This window comes from Alkalilimnicola ehrlichii MLHE-1 (assembly GCF_000014785.1).
In the GTDB taxonomy this organism is placed as follows: Bacteria; Pseudomonadota; Gammaproteobacteria; order Nitrococcales; family Halorhodospiraceae; genus Alkalilimnicola; species Alkalilimnicola ehrlichii.
In genome coordinates this window covers 1684486-1701504 of record NC_008340.1, presented here as the reverse complement: position 1 = coordinate 1701504, position 17019 = coordinate 1684486, and the positions used below count along the sequence as shown (strand labels likewise).

At 66.3% G+C, this 17019-nt stretch carries 14 protein-coding genes and 2 tRNA genes; 11 read left to right on the top strand and 5 right to left on the bottom strand.

What is annotated here, in order from left to right:
* Positions 1 to 24 precede the first annotated feature (24 nt).
* Positions 25 to 762: a DsbC family protein gene (locus MLG_RS07595; protein WP_011629231.1), complete on the top strand. Its 738-nt coding sequence runs from the start codon at positions 25 to 27 to the stop codon at positions 760 to 762.
* 826 nt (positions 763 to 1588) lie between these two features.
* Here the strand turns inward: MLG_RS07595 and fdxA are convergent.
* The gene (fdxA, locus tag MLG_RS07590; RefSeq protein ID WP_011629230.1) at positions 1589 to 1912 is read right to left on the bottom strand and encodes a ferredoxin FdxA; all 324 of its coding nucleotides are present in this window, start codon (positions 1910 to 1912) and stop codon (positions 1589 to 1591) included.
* Between the two features lie 107 nt (positions 1913 to 2019).
* Complete coding sequence (gene mutS / locus MLG_RS07585) at positions 2020 to 4656, bottom strand: DNA mismatch repair protein MutS (protein ID WP_011629229.1); 2637 nt, start codon at positions 4654 to 4656, stop codon at positions 2020 to 2022.
* A gap of 46 nt (positions 4657 to 4702) precedes the next feature.
* On the opposite strand from mutS, the gene MLG_RS07580 reads away from it, so the two are divergent.
* The 8 genes from MLG_RS07580 to MLG_RS07545 all read left to right on the top strand — a co-directional run bounded on the left by MLG_RS07580 (position 4703) and on the right by MLG_RS07545 (position 11491).
* Positions 4703 to 5209 carry a CinA family protein gene (locus MLG_RS07580; protein ID WP_011629228.1) on the top strand — a complete coding sequence of 169 codons (507 nt, stop codon included), beginning with the start codon at positions 4703 to 4705 and terminating at the stop codon, positions 5207 to 5209.
* A gap of 133 nt (positions 5210 to 5342) precedes the next feature.
* Complete coding sequence (gene recA / locus MLG_RS07575; RefSeq protein WP_011629227.1) at positions 5343 to 6386, top strand: recombinase RecA; 1044 nt, start codon at positions 5343 to 5345, stop codon at positions 6384 to 6386.
* 7 nt (positions 6387 to 6393) lie between these two features.
* Positions 6394 to 6852, top strand: a complete 459-nt coding sequence (gene recX, locus MLG_RS07570) for a recombination regulator RecX (protein WP_011629226.1) — start codon at positions 6394 to 6396, stop codon at positions 6850 to 6852.
* A gap of 48 nt (positions 6853 to 6900) precedes the next feature.
* On the top strand, positions 6901 to 9510 hold the full coding sequence (alaS, locus tag MLG_RS07565; RefSeq protein ID WP_011629225.1) for an alanine--tRNA ligase: 2610 nt from the start codon (positions 6901 to 6903) through the stop codon (positions 9508 to 9510).
* 68 nt (positions 9511 to 9578) lie between these two features.
* The gene (locus MLG_RS07560) at positions 9579 to 10829 is read left to right on the top strand and encodes an aspartate kinase (RefSeq protein WP_011629224.1); all 1251 of its coding nucleotides are present in this window, start codon (positions 9579 to 9581) and stop codon (positions 10827 to 10829) included.
* A gap of 157 nt (positions 10830 to 10986) precedes the next feature.
* Complete coding sequence (csrA, locus tag MLG_RS07555) at positions 10987 to 11187, top strand: carbon storage regulator CsrA (RefSeq protein ID WP_011629223.1); 201 nt, start codon at positions 10987 to 10989, stop codon at positions 11185 to 11187.
* Positions 11188 to 11276: 89 nt separating this feature from the next.
* A tRNA-Ser gene (locus MLG_RS07550) sits at positions 11277 to 11368 on the top strand.
* Between the two features lie 46 nt (positions 11369 to 11414).
* Positions 11415 to 11491: transfer RNA gene (locus MLG_RS07545), tRNA-Arg, on the top strand.
* Between the two features lie 105 nt (positions 11492 to 11596).
* On the opposite strand, the gene MLG_RS07540 is transcribed toward MLG_RS07545, so the two are convergent.
* Positions 11597 to 11884, bottom strand: coding sequence for a sll1863 family stress response protein (locus MLG_RS07540; RefSeq protein ID WP_011629222.1), 288 nt, complete (start codon positions 11882 to 11884; stop codon positions 11597 to 11599).
* 199 nt (positions 11885 to 12083) lie between these two features.
* On the opposite strand from MLG_RS07540, the gene MLG_RS07535 reads away from it, so the two are divergent.
* On the top strand, positions 12084 to 12443 hold the full coding sequence (locus MLG_RS07535; RefSeq protein WP_011629221.1) for a hypothetical protein: 360 nt from the start codon (positions 12084 to 12086) through the stop codon (positions 12441 to 12443).
* Here the strand turns inward: MLG_RS07535 and MLG_RS07530 are convergent, their stop codons facing one another.
* Positions 12444 to 14468 (bottom strand): hypothetical protein, encoded by a 2025-nt coding sequence (locus MLG_RS07530; protein ID WP_011629220.1) that lies wholly within the window; start codon positions 14466 to 14468, stop codon positions 12444 to 12446.
* Between the two features lie 41 nt (positions 14469 to 14509).
* Positions 14510 to 15733, bottom strand: a complete 1224-nt coding sequence (locus MLG_RS07525; protein ID WP_011629219.1) for an ATP-grasp domain-containing protein — start codon at positions 15731 to 15733, stop codon at positions 14510 to 14512.
* A gap of 274 nt (positions 15734 to 16007) precedes the next feature.
* Here MLG_RS07525 and MLG_RS07520 point away from each other — a divergent pair, with 274 nt between their 5' ends.
* On the top strand, positions 16008 to 17003 hold the full coding sequence (locus tag MLG_RS07520; protein ID WP_011629218.1) for a helix-turn-helix transcriptional regulator: 996 nt from the start codon (positions 16008 to 16010) through the stop codon (positions 17001 to 17003).
* The last annotated feature ends 16 nt before the right edge of the window (positions 17004 to 17019 follow it).

Sequence of the window (17019 nt, the reverse complement as noted above, 5' to 3'; positions counted from 1 at the left end):
CACACCCAAAGGAGTCAGAAGACGATGAGCAAAACCCTTCCCGTTCTATTGGTGCTCTGGAGTCTGCCCATGCTGGCCTGGGCCGACAACGTGCACGAGCGCATCGATGAGGCGCTTCATGGATTGAGCCCGGAACTGAGTGCCGATGCGGTCAACGAGACACCGGTGGACGGGCTCTATGAGGTCATCGTTTCGGGTGACGTGGTGTACATGACCGGTGACGGCCGGTTCCTCTTCCAGGGCGAACTGGTGGACCTGGAGAGCCGGCAATCACTCACCGAGCTGCGCCGCGGAGAGCAGCGGGCTGCCCGGATCGCGGAGCTGGGCAGTGATCAGTTGCTGATCTATCCCGCCAATGGTGAGACGCGCTATGTGGTGAATGTCTTTACGGACATCGAATGCCCCTACTGCCAGCGGATGCACCAGGAGATCGACGACTACACCGACAAGGGCATCGAGATCCGCTACCTGTTCATGCCGCGGGCCGGCGAGGGCAGTGAGTCCTATCGGCAGTCGGAAGCGGTATGGTGCGCCGAGGACCGGCATGCCGCCATGACCAAGGCGAAACGGGGCGAACCGGTGGAGAGCGGGGCGGAGTGCGAGACCCCGATCGCCGATCACTTGGCCCTGGCCCGGGAGCTGCAGGTGCGCGGCACCCCCACCATGATCAGCAGCGAGGGGGTGATGCAGCAGGGCTACGCCTCGCCGGAGAACCTGCTGCAGGTACTGGAAGCGGCGGCTAACAGCAGCAAGCAGCCCTGAACCACCCGGTCACTGCGAGGAGGCGCCGCGCCCCCACCGTCACTGCGAGGAGGCGAAGCCGACGTGGCAGTTTACCGCCCTGGATCGCCGCGGGCCTTCGGCCCTCTTGATGAACATGGCCAGACGCTGCGGGCGCCCCCTACCCTCACTGTGAACGCGGACCCACCCCCACCGTCACTGCGAGGAGGCGAAGCCGACGTGGCAGTCTACCCCTCTGGATCGCCACGGGCCTTCGGCCCTCGCGATGACGGGGGGAAAGCCTTCGGCCCTGGCAATGACAGGGGTGCCCCGTTCCTCGTTGATTCGGGCCCGCGCAGCGGGGCGGGGGGCTCGCGATGACGAGGAAAGCCTTCGGCCCTCTTGATGAACATGGCCAGACGCTGCGGGCGCCCCCTACCCTCACTGCGAGCGCGGACCCCCCCCACCGTCACTGCGAGGAGGCGAAGCCGACGTGGCAGTCTACCGCCCTGGATCGCCGCGGGCCTTCGGCCCTCGCGATGACGGGGGAAAGGCCTTCGGCCCTCGCGATGACGGGTGGGGCGCCCCCCTCGCGATGACGACCGAAAACCCGCGGCCCTCGCCATGGCAGCCCCGCCGTTCTTCCCTGATTCGGGCCCGCGCAGCGGGGGGCGGGCTCGCGATGACCGGGGGTGCCCCGTTCCTCGTTGATTCGGGCCCGCGCAGCGGGGAGGGGGGCTCGCGATGACGGGGAGAAACCCGCTGGCCCTCGCGGTGACGGGGAGAAATATCCGTTAACCTATTGAAAAAGGGCGGCCATATGGCCGCCCTTTTGGCGTGAGGATCGATGGTCTGCCGCCGCGCCGGGTCAGCGCTCGAGCAGCTCCAGCTTGTTGGGCTTGCCGTCCCACTCGTCGGCATCCTCCGGCGGGTCCTTCTGCTCGGTGATCACCGGCCACTCTTGGGCCAGTTCCGCGTTCAGTGCCAGGAACTCCTCCTGACCGGCGGGCAGGTCATCCTCCGAGTAGATCGCCTCGGCGGGGCACTCCGGCTCGCAGAGGGTGCAGTCGATGCATTCATCGGGATCGATCACGAGGAAGTTCGGGCCTTCGTGGAAGCAGTCCACCGGGCACACTTCCACGCAATCCGTGTACTTGCACTTAATGCAGTTCTCAGTGACGACGTAGGTCATTGCGTCGCTCCCTAATCGCAAGGTCGATACGCAGCGGGCCGAGGGCCCGCCGCGCGGGTGTCTGATCCGTTTTGGCAGGGTCTCACGCCTGCCGGGTCGGCGCTATTCTAGCGACTCCGGGCATCGACTGCATCGCCCCGCGCCTTTTTGTCCGCCCCTTCCTCGCCACTGGTCAACGCCTTCAGACGGTAGAGCAGGTCCAGGGCCTGGCGGGGTGAGAGTTCGTCCGGGTCCACCTCCGACAGCGCCTGCTCGGCGGCACTGGGCAGGGGTGGGGGCGGCGCCGGTTCCGCGAAGAGTGAGAGCTGATCCGGCTCGGCCCTCTGGCGGGAACTCTCCTCTTCGAGCGCCCGCAGCTTCTCGCGGGCGGCCTCCAGCACCGGCCCGGGGACGCCCGCCAACGCGGCCACCTGGAGGCCGTAGCTCTGGCTCGCCGGGCCGGGTTTGACCGCATGCAGAAAGACGATGCGCTCGCCGTGCTCCACGGCATCCAGGTGGACGTTGCTGGCACCGGGACATTGCTCGGGCAGCGCTGTCATCTCGAAATAGTGGGTGGCGAAAAGGGTGTAGGCGCGCTGGTCGCGGGCCAGCCGTTCGGCGGTCGCCCAGGCCAGGGCCAGGCCGTCGAAGGTGCTGGTGCCTCGCCCGATTTCGTCCATTAACACCAGGCTTTGCGCGGTGGCGTTGTGCAGGATGTTCGCCGTCTCGGTCATCTCCACCATGAAGGTGGAGCGGCCACCGGCCAGGTCGTCGGAGGCGCCGATCCGGGTGAAGATCCGATCCACCGGGCCCAGGCTGGCGGCGCGCGCCGGTACAAAACTGCCGATATGCGCCATCAGGGTGATCAGCGCCACCTGGCGCATATAGGTGGACTTGCCCCCCATGTTGGGCCCGGTGATGATCAGCATCCGCCTGCGGTCGTCCAGTGTCAGGTCGTTGGGGACGAAGGGGCCGTCGAGGCTGTATTCCACCACCGGGTGCCGGCCGGCCTCAATGCGCAGTCCCGCCCCATCGCGCAGTTCCGGGCGAGAGTAGTCCAGCGCCTGCGCGCGTTCCGCGAAGGCGGCCAGGGTGTCCAGCTCCGCCAGTGCCGCGGCGGTGTCCTGAAGCGGCGCCAGGTCGCTGGCCAGGCTGGCGAGCAATTGCTCATAGAGGACCTTCTCGCGGGCCAGGGCCTTTTCACGTGCCGACAGCACTTTGTCCTCGAAGGCCTTGAGTTCAGGGAGGATATAGCGCTCCACCCCTTTGAGGGTCTGGCGTCGGACATACTCGGCGGGCACCGCATCAGCCTGGGCGCGGGTGACCTCGATGTAGTAGCCGTGTACCCGGTTATAACCCACCTTCAGGGTGCTGATCCCCGTGCGTTCCCGCTCGCGTTGTTCGAGTTCCAACAAGTAGTTATCGGCGTTTTCTGAAAGCGTCCGCAACTCATCCAGGGTCGCATCATAGCCTTCGGCGATGACCCCGCCGTCGCGGATCACCACCGGTGGCTGGTCCACCAGGGCGCGGCGCAAGTGGTCCAGGGTCTGCGGGTGTTCCCCGCACTGCGCCGCCAGGTCCACCAGCCGAGGAGCGCCGGCACCGGTGAGGGTGGCCTGGATGTCCGGGAGCCGGGCGAGCGTCTCCCGCAGGCCAGTGAGATCCCGGGGCCGGGCGCTGCCCAATGCCACCCGGGCAAGGATGCGCTCCACGTCGCTGATTCCCCGGAGCTGGCGGCGAAGCGCCTCGGTCAGGGACTCGGCCATCAGGATCTCCACGGCCTGGTGGCGGGCCTGCAGGGTGGTGCGGTCGCGCAGCGGGCGGTTGAGCCAGCGGCGCAGCAGGCGGCTGCCCATTGCGTTGACGGTACTGTCCAGCACCGAGGCAAGGGTGTGTTCGGTGCCCCCGGAGAGGTTGCGTTCCAGCTCAAGGTTCCGGCGGCTGGCGGCGTCGATGACGATGGCCTGATCGCCGTGTTCCACCTGCAGCCTGCGGATATGGGGCAGGGCGGAGCGCTGGGTCTCACGGACGTACTGGAGCAGGGCGCCGGCGGCGGCGAGCCCTGCGCTGTGGTCCTGGGCGCCGAAGCCGGCCAGATCGCGGGTGCCGAACTGCTCTGTGAGTAGGTCGGTTGCGGTATCGAGCTCGAAGTGCCAGGGTGGCCGGCGGGTGAGCCCCGGCCCCACGGCCAGGCCCGTGGGCAGGGTGAGCGCCTCGTCCACCAGCAACTCGGCGGGGTTCAGCCGCTCCAGGTCGGCGGCAAGGGCCTGCTCGTCGGCAGGTTCGGTGAGGCTGAACCGGCCGCTGGAGAGCTCCAGGCTGGCCAGCCCCCAGCGCGATTGATGGCAGCTCAGGGCCGCCAGGATGTTGCTTTGACGTTCCTCGAGCAGGGCCTCGTCAGTCAGGGTGCCGGGGGTGACGATACGCACCACCTGCCGCTCCACCGGGCCCTTGCTGTTGTCCGGGTCGCCGATCTGTTCGCAGATGGCCACCGATTCGCCCTGGCGCACCAGCCGCGCCAGATAGCTCTCCACCGCGTGCACCGGCACGCCGGCCATGGGGATGGGTTCGCCGGCGGACTGCCCGCGGGTGGTCAGGGTGATGTCCAGCAGCTTCGCGGCCCGTTCGGCATCCTCGTAGAATAGTTCGTAGAAATCGCCCATCCGGTAGAAGAGCAGGATGTCCGGGTGTTCGGCCTTGATGCGCAGGAACTGGCGCATCATGGGCGTATGCCGCGACGATGCCTTGGGACTGGACTGGGCCATTGTGCTGGTTATGCTCCATCGACTGCCGTAAAGGGGAAGGGGGCTCATGCTAAACGATGATGCGGCCCTGGCGGAACGGGCCGGGCGCCTGGCCGAGCTGCTCACGCGCCGGCAATGGCGGTTGGCGGTGGCCGAGTCCTGCACCGGGGGCTGGATCGGCAAGGTGATCACCGATCTGGCCGGGAGCTCCGACTGGTTCGAGCGCGGTTGGATTGTCTACTCCAATGCCGCCAAGGTGGCCGATCTCGGTGTGCCGGAGGCGCTGCTGGCACGCCACGGGGCGGTCAGCGCACCGGTGGTCGAGGCCTTGGCGGCCGGCGCCCGCGAACGCTCCGGCGCCAATGCGGCGTTGTCGGTCAGCGGTGTGGCGGGTCCGACGGGTGGCACGGCGGAGAAACCGGTGGGCCTGGTCTGGTTCGGCTGGGCCCTGCCGAGCGGGCGCGTCTGTTGCGAGCGCCGCCTGTTCGCCGGTGATCGCGAGGCCGTGCGCCGGGAGGCCGTGGCCCTGGCCTTGGATGGTCTCCGGGAGCGCCTCGGCGGCGACGCCGGCTAGGGTTGGCGCCGCCGGCGCCGTCTCCCACGCAAGGGTGCGAGACCCAGGCCTAGTATGGAATAATGTCCCCCCTTTACGCCCGGCGCCGGGAGTGGCGGGCACCCGTTTGTGAACCGGTTCACGAGGGCCGCACATGGACGAAAATCGCAAGAAAGCACTGGGCGCTGCCCTGGGACAGATCGAACGGCAGTTTGGCAAGGGCGCGGTCATGCGCATGGGTGATGCCCGCGCCGTGCGCGGCGACGTGGAGGTCATCTCCACCGGCTCGCTGCAGCTCGATATCGCCCTGGGCGTGGGCGGCCTGCCCAAGGGGCGGGTGGTGGAGATCTACGGCCCGGAGTCCTCCGGCAAGACCACCCTGACCCTGCACGCGATCGCCGAGGCGCAGAAGGCGGGCGGCACCGCCGCCTTCGTCGACGCCGAGCACGCACTGGACCCCGACTACGCAGAGAAGCTGGGGGTCAACCTGGACGACCTGCTGGTCTCCCAGCCGGACACCGGCGAGCAGGCGCTGGAGATCACCGACATGCTGGTCCGTTCCGGCGCCGTGGACGTGGTGGTGGTGGACTCGGTCGCCGCGCTCACGCCCAAGGCCGAGATCGAGGGCGAGATGGGCGACTCTCACGTGGGCCTGCAGGCGCGGCTGATGTCCCAAGCCCTGCGCAAGCTCACCGCCAACATCAAACGCTCCAACACCCTGGTTATCTTCATCAATCAGATCCGCATGAAGATTGGGGTAATGTTCGGCAGCCCCGAGACCACCACCGGGGGTAACGCGCTGAAATTCTACAGCTCGGTGCGCATGGATATCCGTCGCCTGGGTGCCATCAAGAAGGGCGACGAGGTCCTGGGCAACGAGACCCGGGTCAAGGTGGTCAAGAACAAGATGGCGCCGCCGTTCAAGCAGGCGGAGTTCGAGATCCTCTACGGCCAGGGTATCTCCCACGAGGGGGAGTTGATCGACCTGGGTGTCAAGGAGGGCCTGATCGAGAAGGCCGGGGCCTGGTACAGCCACAACGGCGACCGCATTGGCCAGGGCAAAGACAACGTCCGCAACTACCTCAAAGAGCACCCGGAACTGGCCGCGGAACTGGAAAAGCAGATCCGCGACAAGCTGCTGCCCGGGCGGGCCCCATCCAGCGAGGCCCAGGGCACCGAAAGCGGTCAGGAGGCCTGAGGCCGCCTTGGAGCGCGAAGCCGAGGTGCGCGAGCAGGCCATCCGCCTGCTCGCGCGGCGTGAGCATTCCGTCCGCGAACTCGCCTTCAAGCTGACCCGGCGAGGGGTTCCCGAGGAACTGGCCGACGCCGTCATCGCCCGCTTGGCGCAGGAGGGGCTGCAGAGCGACGCCCGCTATGCCGAGAGCTGGGTCCGCCACCGTGTGGAGCAGGGGTACGGGCCGCTGCGGATCCGTGCCGAGTTGCGCGAGCGGGGCGTGGCCGATGCCGTGGCCGGCCCGGCATTGGCAGAGGTGGAGCGGCAGATCGACTGGGCAGACCTGGCCCGTCAGGTGTGGGCCCGCCGTTTTGGGACGGCCCCGGCGGACCTGCGGGAGCGGGCCCGGCAGCAGCGCTATCTGGAACGAAGGGGGTTTGCCGCCGGGCATATCCGGCAGGTGATGTCGGCGGCGGCACAGCCCGATTAACGGCAACCACCGGCCAAACCGGCCGGGCTAACGGACAACGGCAAGTACATGAAGAGCAGCGCAGAGATTCGCAACGCCTTTCTGGAGTTCTTCGAGCACCGGGGGCACACCGTGGTGCCCAGCAGCCCCCTCGTGCCCGCCAACGACCCGACGCTGCTATTCACCAACGCCGGCATGGTGCCGTTTAAGGACGTGTTCCTGGGCAAGGAGCAGCGTGGCTATACGCGGGCCTGCAGCAGCCAGCGCTGTGTGCGGGCCGGCGGCAAGCACAATGACCTGGATAACGTCGGTTACACCGCCCGCCACCACACCTTCTTCGAGATGCTGGGCAACTTCAGCTTCGGTGACTACTTCAAGCGTGAAGCCATTGAATACGCCTGGGAATTCCTGACCCGGACCATTGGCCTGCCCGCCGAGCGTTTGTGGGTCACCGTCTATGAGGAGGACGATGAGGCGGCCGATATCTGGTTGAACGAGATCGGCGTGGACCCGGAGCGTTTCGGCCGCATCGGCGCGGCGGACAACTTTTGGTCCATGGGCGATACCGGTCCCTGCGGCCCCTGCTCCGAGATCTTCTACGATCACGGCCCGGAGGTGCCCGGCGGGCCCCCGGGCAGCCCCGAGGAGGACGGCGACCGTTACGTGGAGATCTGGAACCTGGTCTTCATGCAATACGACCGGGACGCCGAGGGCCGACTGGCCCCGCTGCCCATGCCCTGTGTGGACACCGGCATGGGGCTGGAGCGCCTGGCGGCCGTGGTCCAGGGGGTGCATTCCAATTTCGAGATCGACCTGTTCCGCCGTTTGATCGGTGCTGCCGCCGCACTGGCGGGGTTGCCGGAGGATTCGGACAACGCCTCGCTGAAGGTCATTGCCGATCACATCCGCGCCTGCGCGTTCCTCATTACCGACGGGGTGGTTCCGGCCAATGACGGCCGCGGCTATGTTCTGCGCCGGATCATCCGCCGGGCGGTGCGGCACGGCTACAAGCTGGGGATCGACGAACCCTTCTTCCACCGCCTGGTGCAGCCGCTGGCCGATGAGATGGGTGGGGCCTTCCCGGAACTGCCCGAGCGCCAGGCGTTGGTGGAGCGCCTGCTGCTGCAAGAGGAGCAGCGCTTCCGCGAGACCCTGGAGCAGGGCCTGAAGCTGCTGGAGGAGGACCTCCGGCAGCTCACGGGCGCCGAGATCCCGGGCGAGACGGTCTTCAAACTGGCGGACACCTACGGCTTCCCGGTGGATCTGACCGCCGACATCGCCCGCGAGCGCGACCTCACCCTGGACATGGCCGGCTTTGAGGCCTGCATGGCGGCCCAGCGCGAGCGGGCCCGCGCCCACAGCCAGTTCAAGGTCCAGCACGGCGAGGGGGAACAGTTCGAAGGAGAGTCGCATTTTATAGGCTACGATCAACTGGAAGGGCACGGCGAGGTGCTGGCCCTTTTCAGGGATGGGCGTAGCGTGCAGACACTGTCGGCCGGCGAAGAAGGCATGGTCATCCTTGATCAGACCCCGTTCTATGCGGAGTCCGGCGGCCAAGTGGGTGACCAGGGTGTGCTGGAGACCGCGGGGGGTGAGGTCTTCGAGGTGCGCGATACCCTCAAGCAGGGCGAGGGCCACGGCCATCTGGGCCGGCTCCGCGAGGGCCGGATCCACGTGGGGGATCGGCTCCGGGCGCAAGTGGACGCGGAGACCCGCTGGGCCACCGCGCTCAACCACTCCGCCACCCACCTGCTGCACGCGGCGCTGCGCGGCGTGCTGGGCACCCATGTTCAGCAGAAAGGGTCGCTGGTGGCCCCCGACCGGCTGCGCTTCGATTTCGCCCACTACGAGGCCCCTTCAACCGAGCAACTGGAGCAGATCGAGCGGATCGTCAATGACGAGATTCGCGCCAACCGGGCGGCCGACATTGAGCACATGGCCTATGACGATGCCATCGAGACCGGCGCCATGGCCCTGTTCGGCGAGAAGTACGGGGACCAGGTGCGGGTGCTGCGCTTCGGGGAGTTCTCCATCGAGCTTTGTGGTGGCACCCACGTCGAGCGCACCGGGGATATCGGCCTGTGCAAGCTGATCAGCGAGGGCGGCGTGGCCGGCGGCGTCCGGCGGATCGAGGCTGTTACCGGCGACCGCGCGGTGATGTGGGTCCAGCGGACGGAGCAGCGCCTGGTCCAGGTGGCGGAGACGGTCAAGGCCAGTCCTGATAACGCGGCGGTCCGGGTGGCCCAACTGGTGGACCGGCTCAAGGGCCAGGAGAAGGAGCTGGAGCGGCTGAAGCAGAAGCTGGCCAGCCAGGCGGGCAGCGATCTCGCCGGCCAGGCGGTGGACATCGGTGGCGTCAAGGTGGTGGCGGCGCGGGTCGATGCCGACAACAAGGCGCTGCGGGACACCGTGGACCAGCTTCGCAACAAGCTGGGGACGGCCGTCATCGTCCTGGGTGCCGTGGCCGGAGACAAAGTGCGGTTGGTGGCCGGGGTCAGCAAGGACTGCACCGACCGCATCAAGGCCGGCGATCTGGTCCGCCAGGTGGCGGAGCAGGTCGGCGGCAAGGGTGGCGGACGCCCCGACTTCGCACAAGCCGGTGGCGAGCAGCCCGAGCACCTGGAGACGGCGCTGGCAAGCGTTGAATCGCTGGTGCGCGACGCCCTGGGTTTGGAATAAGGCTTGTGGTCAGGTTTTCAAACCAGGTAGATTTGTAGTTTAATTACCCTTTTGCGAATTCAGAGAATATGGCACTGATCGTACAGAAATACGGTGGGACCTCTGTGGGCACCACCGAAAGAATCAAGAATGTGGCCCGGCGGGTCCAGGCCAGTCGCGAGCGCGGGGACGATGTCGTCGTGGTGGTCTCCGCCATGAGCGGCGAGACCAACCGCCTGCTGGCGCTGGCCGAGGAAATCGGGCCCAATCCGCCCGCTCGCGAGGTGGATGTGCTGGTCTCCACGGGGGAACAGGTCACCATCGCGCTGCTTACAATGGCCTTGGAGAGCATCGGCACGCCGGCCCGCTGCTACACCGGCCCGCAGGTGCGCATCCTCACCGACAGCGCCCACAGCCGCGCCCGGATCCTGGACATCGACGCCAAGCAGATCAACGACGACCTGCGTCTTGGTCGCGTGGTGGTCGTGGCGGGTTTCCAGGGTGTGGACGAGTCGGGCGCTATCACCACCCTCGGCCGGGGCGGGTCCGATACCACTGCGGTGGCCATCGCGGCGGCGCTGAAGGCCGACGAGTGCCAGATCTACACTGACGTGGACGGGGTCTACACCACCGACCCCCGGGTGGTGCCCAAGGCACGCCGGCTGGAGCGGATCACCGTGGAGGAGATGCTGGAACTGGCCAGCCTGGGCTCCAAGGTCCTGCAGATCCGGTCGGTCGAGTTTGCGGGGAAATACAAGGTGCCGCTGCGCGTGCTTTCCAGTTTCAAGGAAGGCCCTGGCACGCTGATCACCTATGAGGAAAATCCAATGGAAGAACCACTGATCTCCGGCATTGCCTTCAATCGTGACGAGGCGAAGCTCACCGTGCTCGGCGCGCCGGACGTCCCCGGGATCGCCGCCAGCATCCTGGGCCCGATCTCCGACGCGGGGATCGAGGTGGACATGATCATTCAGAACGTCAGCACCTCCGGGGCGACGGACTTTACCTTTACCGTCCACAAGCGGGATTACGAGCAGGCGCTGAAGATCCTGCAGGACAACAAGGACAAGCTGGGTGCCCGGGAGATCTACGGCGATCCGAAGATCGTCAAGCTCTCACTGGTGGGTGTGGGCATGCGGTCCCACGCCGGGGTGGCCAGCACCATGTTCAAGGCACTGTCGGCCGAGGGCATCAACATCCAGATGATCTCCACATCCGAGATCAAGATCTCGGTGGTGGTGGACGAGAAGTATCTCGAGCTGGGCGTGCGCACGCTGCACACCGCCTTCGGCCTCGACGATGAGAACGCCCAGGTGGAAGTGGAAGGCGACAACGCCTGAACTTTAAGGATTCCACGGACTCACAGGGTGTGAGTGCCCGGACAATTGACCCTGGGTCGTGTCCGGGCATGACAGCAGAAGGGGTGGGGCGCGGCGGTGACCGGGCAGCCCCGCCCAACCACCCAAGAATGGGTTGAATGGCTACGAGGGTAAGCACATGTTGATTCTCACTCGGCGCGTTGGTGAGACGCTGATGATCGGAGACGACGTCAGCGTGACCGTGCTCGGTGTCAAGGGCAACCAGGTGCGTATTGGCGTGAATGCGCCGCGTGATGTGTCCGTGCATCGTGAAGAGATTTACGACCGTATCCGCCACGAAAAAGAGGGTGGTCCGGAAGACAAGGGCAATTCCGAGTAGCACCCGGTATTGGCCTTTACCTGTAACGCGCTTTCGCGTATCGTATGCACCCGTTGCGGCGGCTAAGCGGCCGCCCAACGTTGAATACCGGAGAGATGGCCGAGTGGCTGAAGGCGCTCCCCTGCTAAGGGAGTATGGGCTTAAACGCCCATCGAGGGTTCGAATCCCTCTCTCTCCGCCAGGCATTGACGAGGCCTGCGGCGCTAGGCATAATAAGCGCTCTTTCGGCGCCCGTAGCTCAACTGGATAGAGCACCTGACTACGGATCAGGAGGTTGGGAGTTCGAATCTTCCCGGGCGCGCCAATCTGATTCAAAAAAGCCAGGTCCTATGACCTGGCTTTTTTTTGTCTTTCGACGGCCGCCTTCAGCCCTGGCGGGAAGGGGTGCGGGTTGATCCGCCAGCGGCGCTCACTTGAACCGATCGACGGCCTTGCGGAAGGCCTTAGAGATGTCATCCCAGGCCCCTTCCAAGCGCGTGCGCATCTCGCGGAACGCCTCCTCGCTGGCCCCCCGCGCCTCCTTGAGGTTTTCCTCGGCGCGATTGCGCTGGCGTCGCAGTTCTTCGATCTGGTCGCGGTAGCGGATCCGTGCCTCGGCCTCCGCCTGGCGGGCCTTGGCCTGCAGCTTTTCGATGTCCGCGTTCCATTCGTCGATCTTTGCCTTGATCTTCTCGAGATACTCGTTGCGCTCGCTCATGGGGTACTCCGCTGCGGGTGGGGGTACACAATCTATGCTGGCAGTTTTTCGGGGGCTTGCAAGTGGATGGGCAGTGGCCGGCTCCGTGCCGGGGCGTGCGGACCACGCCGAACGGCATAGTGGCTTATTGGTAATGGTATCGGGCGGTCCAGTACGGTAATGTCTGCTGCCATTGTCGACCAACGACCGGAGTGCACCAATGTGGAGAGATAACCCGCACAGCTATACCGTCGGGGCGGGACAGGACGCAGTGACACTGGCGTTTCGGAGTGTGAATGCACGGGACTGGAAGTACGAGGAGCGGATGTACCACCGGGTGTACGAGGCCCGGCTGGACACCCCCTGGGGGCCCCGTTATTTCTGGTATTGCTTCTCCGAGCAGGACTTCCCCTTCGGCCACCAGTGCGAGGCCTATCTGCTAAAGCGGGACGCTCCGTTCGAGCCCCTGCGTCCCTACCTCGAGGCGGGTGCGGAGCAGCCGCTGCCCTTTGGCGGTATCCTGCAGTCCAGCCAGTCCGGCGTGCTGGTCTTCGCCCGCCCCAATGGGGAGGGGGGCTGACTACCGCTGCTGGGTCCAGGCGCCGTCGCCGATCTCCGGCAGGCGGTCCGCCCCCCAGCTGCGCTGGATGTGGCCGACGACCTCGTCCAATTCCGCCTGGCTGATTCGTGCCAGCTCGCCGCGCTCGAGCGGATCGTAGTGAAAGATGTAGAGCCGTGAGGCAAATTGCGGAAAGGGCAGGGAGGCCTCGCCGTAGTACTCCCCGTTACCGGCGGTGCTCACCGTCACCCCATCCCCCCAGTCCTGGCCGCTGTCGTTGTTGGGATTGTAGAAATAGACCCGCATGACGTTGGAAGGGTCGAGGGCCACGCGGAGCAGGGTGATGGCGTGCCAGCCGATGAACCGGGCGGCACTGTCGGTGACCGCCACGCCCGCGGGCTGCGGATGAATAATGGGCTGATTGCCGTTGTAATAGGGGTGGTAGCAGGCGTAGAAGTGGCGGAGAAAGTCCTCCAGGCCGGTAAGCCGGCCGCTGTCCACGTCGACGTTGATGCGGAAACCCCGTCCTGCCCACCAGCCGTGGAACTCCGGGTTGACCCAGCGGTGGGGATCGCCCTGGCGGTTGGCACAGCGGCGTCCCATTTCGGCGTAGATTCGGTCTAGGTGGGGGACCACCAGCAACGAGACCGGGTCCAGGTCCATGGGCAGTTCATCGGCCACACCGGAAACGCTCTCCCGCGATGATATGGGCTGGCCCTCGAAGTGCATGATGATCTCGTCATCGCGCGCCGCCCAGGCCACCATCTGCAGCAGGTAGTCCGGGTCGTTGTAGGCCCACATGGAGAGGGCCCGCGCCGACTGGCAGGTGGGGTTGTTGCCCTGACCCACCCCCAGCGGTTGCCCGAGCAGGCAGAGGACCCCCTCCAGCAACCGCGCCTCCGGATGGACCGTCGCGCCGGTGGCCGCGTGCAGCCGCTCTCGCGCCCATTCGGACAGCGGCAGCGCCAGCTGACGCCACAGGGCGGGGGCCACCGGCGGCTGGTACAGGCTGCCTCGCTCCAGCAGCAGGGCGAGGCCGTATATCGCCTGAGCGGTGTCTGGGTGGACCGCTTCATTGATCAGTGCCCGGACCAGGTCGGAGTAGCAGAGCAAACAGTCGCGCCCGGTGGCGGACAGCCCCATGGCCTCGGCCACCAAGTGATCACCGTGGCCGAGCAGGAAGCGGAGCAGTACCGGGTGGTAGGGGGAGACCAGGCCGGTGTCGTGCATGGCGCGGGCGAAACCGATCGCCTCCGATTGCAGGGCGCCGCCGTCCATACTCGCCAGCCGCTGCTCATAGACCGCCACGCCGGGGTCCTCCCGGCACCCCTGGGTAGGGCCGAACAGGCTGCTGACCAGCCGCTCCGCGCCGTGGCCGCTGGCCCCCAGGTCGATCGCCGGATTGGCGCGGCAGATGGCGATCTGGGTGACCATCCGCTTGACCGCCTCGGTCTGGATCGGACGCTGCTGAAGGATGCGCCAGATCTCATCGATCAGCCGGTCGATCACGTGCTCGTAGCCGATGCGCTCTGCCAGGTGCATGAACAGCGCCCTTGGCAGTTGCGCCAGGCGCCCCTGGGCGGTCCGCTCCGCCTCGCTGGGGGCCAGGAAGAGGTAGTTGAGGTTCAGGGCCAGGACCTGGGTCAGAAAGTGGTGGGCCTGCTCTGACGACAGGGTTGGGTGGGTGTAGCCGCCGGTGGCCACGGCGAGCATCCGCAACTGGCTGAGGGCCTCCACCACGACCGTGTTGGCATCGGGGCTGCCCAAGGCGTGGGTGGACAGGGTCGGCACCAGGATCTCCGGGGTGGCCCAGTCCGAGCCGGCGAAGACCCCGGCCTCTTCCAACGCCGCGGCCCGCTCCTCGACGGCCGTGCAGCCCCCGGGCTGGAGCATCACCCGGCGGGCGATGTCCAGCACCCGGGGCAGCCGGGTGGCCTTGGTGAAGGTGGGGGACTGCGCCAAGGCATGGATGGCCGCGTCCAGTTGCTTCAGCAATGGACGGAGCCTGTCCTCCGGTGGCACCCCGGGATGATCCTGATCGCTCACGCTGACTCCCTGACCGCGTCGTTTGGCTCCATAATGCAACGCTAGACGTAGAAGTCCAGATCCTCCTGGTGTTTCAGCAGATCCCGAAGCACGTGGGGGTCCTCGCCGCGGAAGTAAATCAGGCCCCAGTGGGTACCGAAGGCGGTGCGCTTGGTCACCGTCTCCTCCAGTGGCGGGGTTAGCTCGTGGGACTCAAAGTAGGGGTGATTCTCGGTCTCCTCCGGGATCTCCAGGCGGCTGACCACACGGCGCCGCGGATAGACGCCGAAACAGCCGGCATGCCCATCCGCATCCACCACCTCGCGCGGGAAGAAGGCCGTGATCTCCTCCTCGGTGGTCTTGGGGTCGAAGCAGAGGATCAGCCCCTGGTAGGCGTTGAAGCCGTAGACCCGCTCCAGCAGCTCGAAGACCTTGAAGCCCGGCGGCCGGTAGGCCACTTCGCCAAAATACATCTCGTTGTCGTTGGTGACGAAGTACTCCGGGTGGACGAAGCCAAATTCGATGTCGAAGGCCTTGATGAGCTTTTCCAGCTCCCTTCGGATGGCGGGCCGGTGGGCCTCGAGTTCCGGCGAGGCGGGCACGAACACCGAGTAGCCCAGGGTGACGTACTCGGAGATATTCATGAAGCGGATTTTGCCGTTCTGGACCCACGCCTCCACGGCGAACTCCCAGCCGTCCAGATGGGACTCCATCAGCGCCGGAAACTCCTCCTCGGGGATGGTATCGACGTCATCCGGGGTGCGGATGACCCGATGGCCGAGGCAGCCGGCCTTGTCGAACGCCTTGAAGTGGATGGGGTCGTTGGGATCGCCGTCCAGCTTTAGCAGCGTCTGGTTGACCCGCTTGAGAAAACGGATGACGTCATCCTTGTCATGGGCCTCCTCGAAGATGCCCACCCGGATACCGCCGAGCTGCGCGCGGCGTTTCATCAGCGACTTGTCGCGCAGCAGCATCGATTGACCCAGCAGCTTGGGGCTGTCCAACAACACCGCATTGATGGCCCCCGCCCACTCCACGGTCTCTTCGAACAGCGGGATGGCGACATCCACGCCCATGTCCTTGAGGGTTTGGGCGATCTCCATTGAGCGGTCGTTGAGGCGCTCGAAGTTCCAGGGCACATAGGGGATATTGTGCTGTTGACAGTAATCCTCGGCCCAGTCCGGGGCCACCACCACGTAGCGCCGGTCGAAGTTCTCAGCGGCTTCAACGGCGTTCAGGCTCCAGCCCAGCAGGGCTACAAAACCTTTGTCGGGGTTCTTTTCCATGGGGCCTCCTTCGGGACACCTTCGCGGATGGCTGGTGCATGGGCTGAGTGCGTGCGCCATGACACCGACGACTGACTATACCTTAGCTGAATGCCACTGCCGCGCATTTTCCCCGTGCCTCGCGCGCCCGACGGCGGGGCTCGGTGCGAACCGACACCATTTGTCGCATGTAGGCGTTTTTATGGGGGTGTGGCATTTTATAAGAAAGGCATGGCGTCACGTATGGAAATAAGTGGAACCGGCAGCGCCTGCGTAGCGCGATGGAGGACGATGGATGTCGGAAACCAGCATTCGCCACCTGCAGACCCTCCGGCTGATCCCCCGGGAGCCCCGCAAGGTCTCCAGCACCCAGATCCGGAATCGGCTGGCAGAGCTGGGCTTCTCGGTCACCCACCGGACGGTGCAGCGGGATCTGCAGCGGCTCTCGGCGATGTTCCCGCTGATCTGCGATGAGCGGGAACTACCCCATGGATGGTCCTGGAAAGGCGATGGGGCCCTGATTGAACTGCCACACATGGACCCACCGACCGCGCTGACCTTCTGTCTGGTCGAGGAGCACCTGGGCGACATGCTGCCGAAAGGGGTGGTCAAGCATCTGGAGCCCCACTTCCTCCAGGCAAGGCGGGCGTTGAGCACGGCGGGGGGGCGATTGGCGCAGTGGCGTGAGCGCATCCGCATCCTGCCGCGGTATCAGCCCCTGCACCCGCCGGAGGTTCAGCCCGCCGTGGTGGAGGTGCTCTATCACGGGCTGCTCGAGGGCCGGTGCTTGGAGGCCACCTATGTGCCCCGCAGCGGCGGTCCGCGCCAGTACCGGGTCAACCCGCTGGGGCTGGCCTTCCGCGATGCGGTGGCCTACCTGGTGGCGTCGCTGTGGGATTACCCGGACGTCCTGCCGCTGGCCCTGCACCGCTTTCAGGCGGCCAGGCTCCTGGATGCGCCGGCGCGAACGCCGGAGGGGTTCGACCTGGATGACTGGATCCGCAAGGGTGGGTTCGACTATCGCGCCGGCGCGTGCGCCATCGAATTGGAGGCCCGCTTCGCCCCGGATGCCGGCTACCACCTGCAGGAGACGCCCCTGGCTCCGGACCAGCAGTTGGAGCGGGAGCAGGGCGATTCCGGCTGGGTACGGGTGCGTGCCGAGGTGGAGGACACCCACCAGTTGCGCTGGTGGTTGCTCGGTTTCGGGGACAAGGTGGAGGTCCTGCGCCCGCAACGGCTGCGACAGGAGATCGCCACGGTGGCCCGCGGCCTGATCGGCCTATACCGCTGAGCGGGTGGCTCGGGTC

Coding starts and splice junctions, on each gene's coding strand:
- alaS (WP_011629225.1), top strand. CDS start 6,901: ATGAAGAGCAGCGCAGAGATTCGCAACGCCTTTCTGGAGTTCTTCGAG.
- MLG_RS07560 (WP_011629224.1), top strand. CDS start 9,579: ATGGCACTGATCGTACAGAAATACGGTGGGACCTCTGTGGGCACCACC.
- mutS (WP_011629229.1), bottom strand. CDS start 4,656: ATGGCCCAGTCCAGTCCCAAGGCATCGTCGCGGCATACGCCCATGATG.
- MLG_RS07525 (WP_011629219.1), bottom strand. CDS start 15,733: ATGGAAAAGAACCCCGACAAAGGTTTTGTAGCCCTGCTGGGCTGGAGC.
- MLG_RS07535 (WP_011629221.1), top strand. CDS start 12,084: ATGTGGAGAGATAACCCGCACAGCTATACCGTCGGGGCGGGACAGGAC.
- MLG_RS07595 (WP_011629231.1), top strand. CDS start 25: ATGAGCAAAACCCTTCCCGTTCTATTGGTGCTCTGGAGTCTGCCCATG.
- MLG_RS07580 (WP_011629228.1), top strand. CDS start 4,703: ATGCTAAACGATGATGCGGCCCTGGCGGAACGGGCCGGGCGCCTGGCC.
- MLG_RS07540 (WP_011629222.1), bottom strand. CDS start 11,884: ATGAGCGAGCGCAACGAGTATCTCGAGAAGATCAAGGCAAAGATCGAC.
- recA (WP_011629227.1), top strand. CDS start 5,343: ATGGACGAAAATCGCAAGAAAGCACTGGGCGCTGCCCTGGGACAGATC.
- csrA (WP_011629223.1), top strand. CDS start 10,987: ATGTTGATTCTCACTCGGCGCGTTGGTGAGACGCTGATGATCGGAGAC.
- fdxA (WP_011629230.1), bottom strand. CDS start 1,912: ATGACCTACGTCGTCACTGAGAACTGCATTAAGTGCAAGTACACGGAT.
- MLG_RS07520 (WP_011629218.1), top strand. CDS start 16,008: ATGTCGGAAACCAGCATTCGCCACCTGCAGACCCTCCGGCTGATCCCC.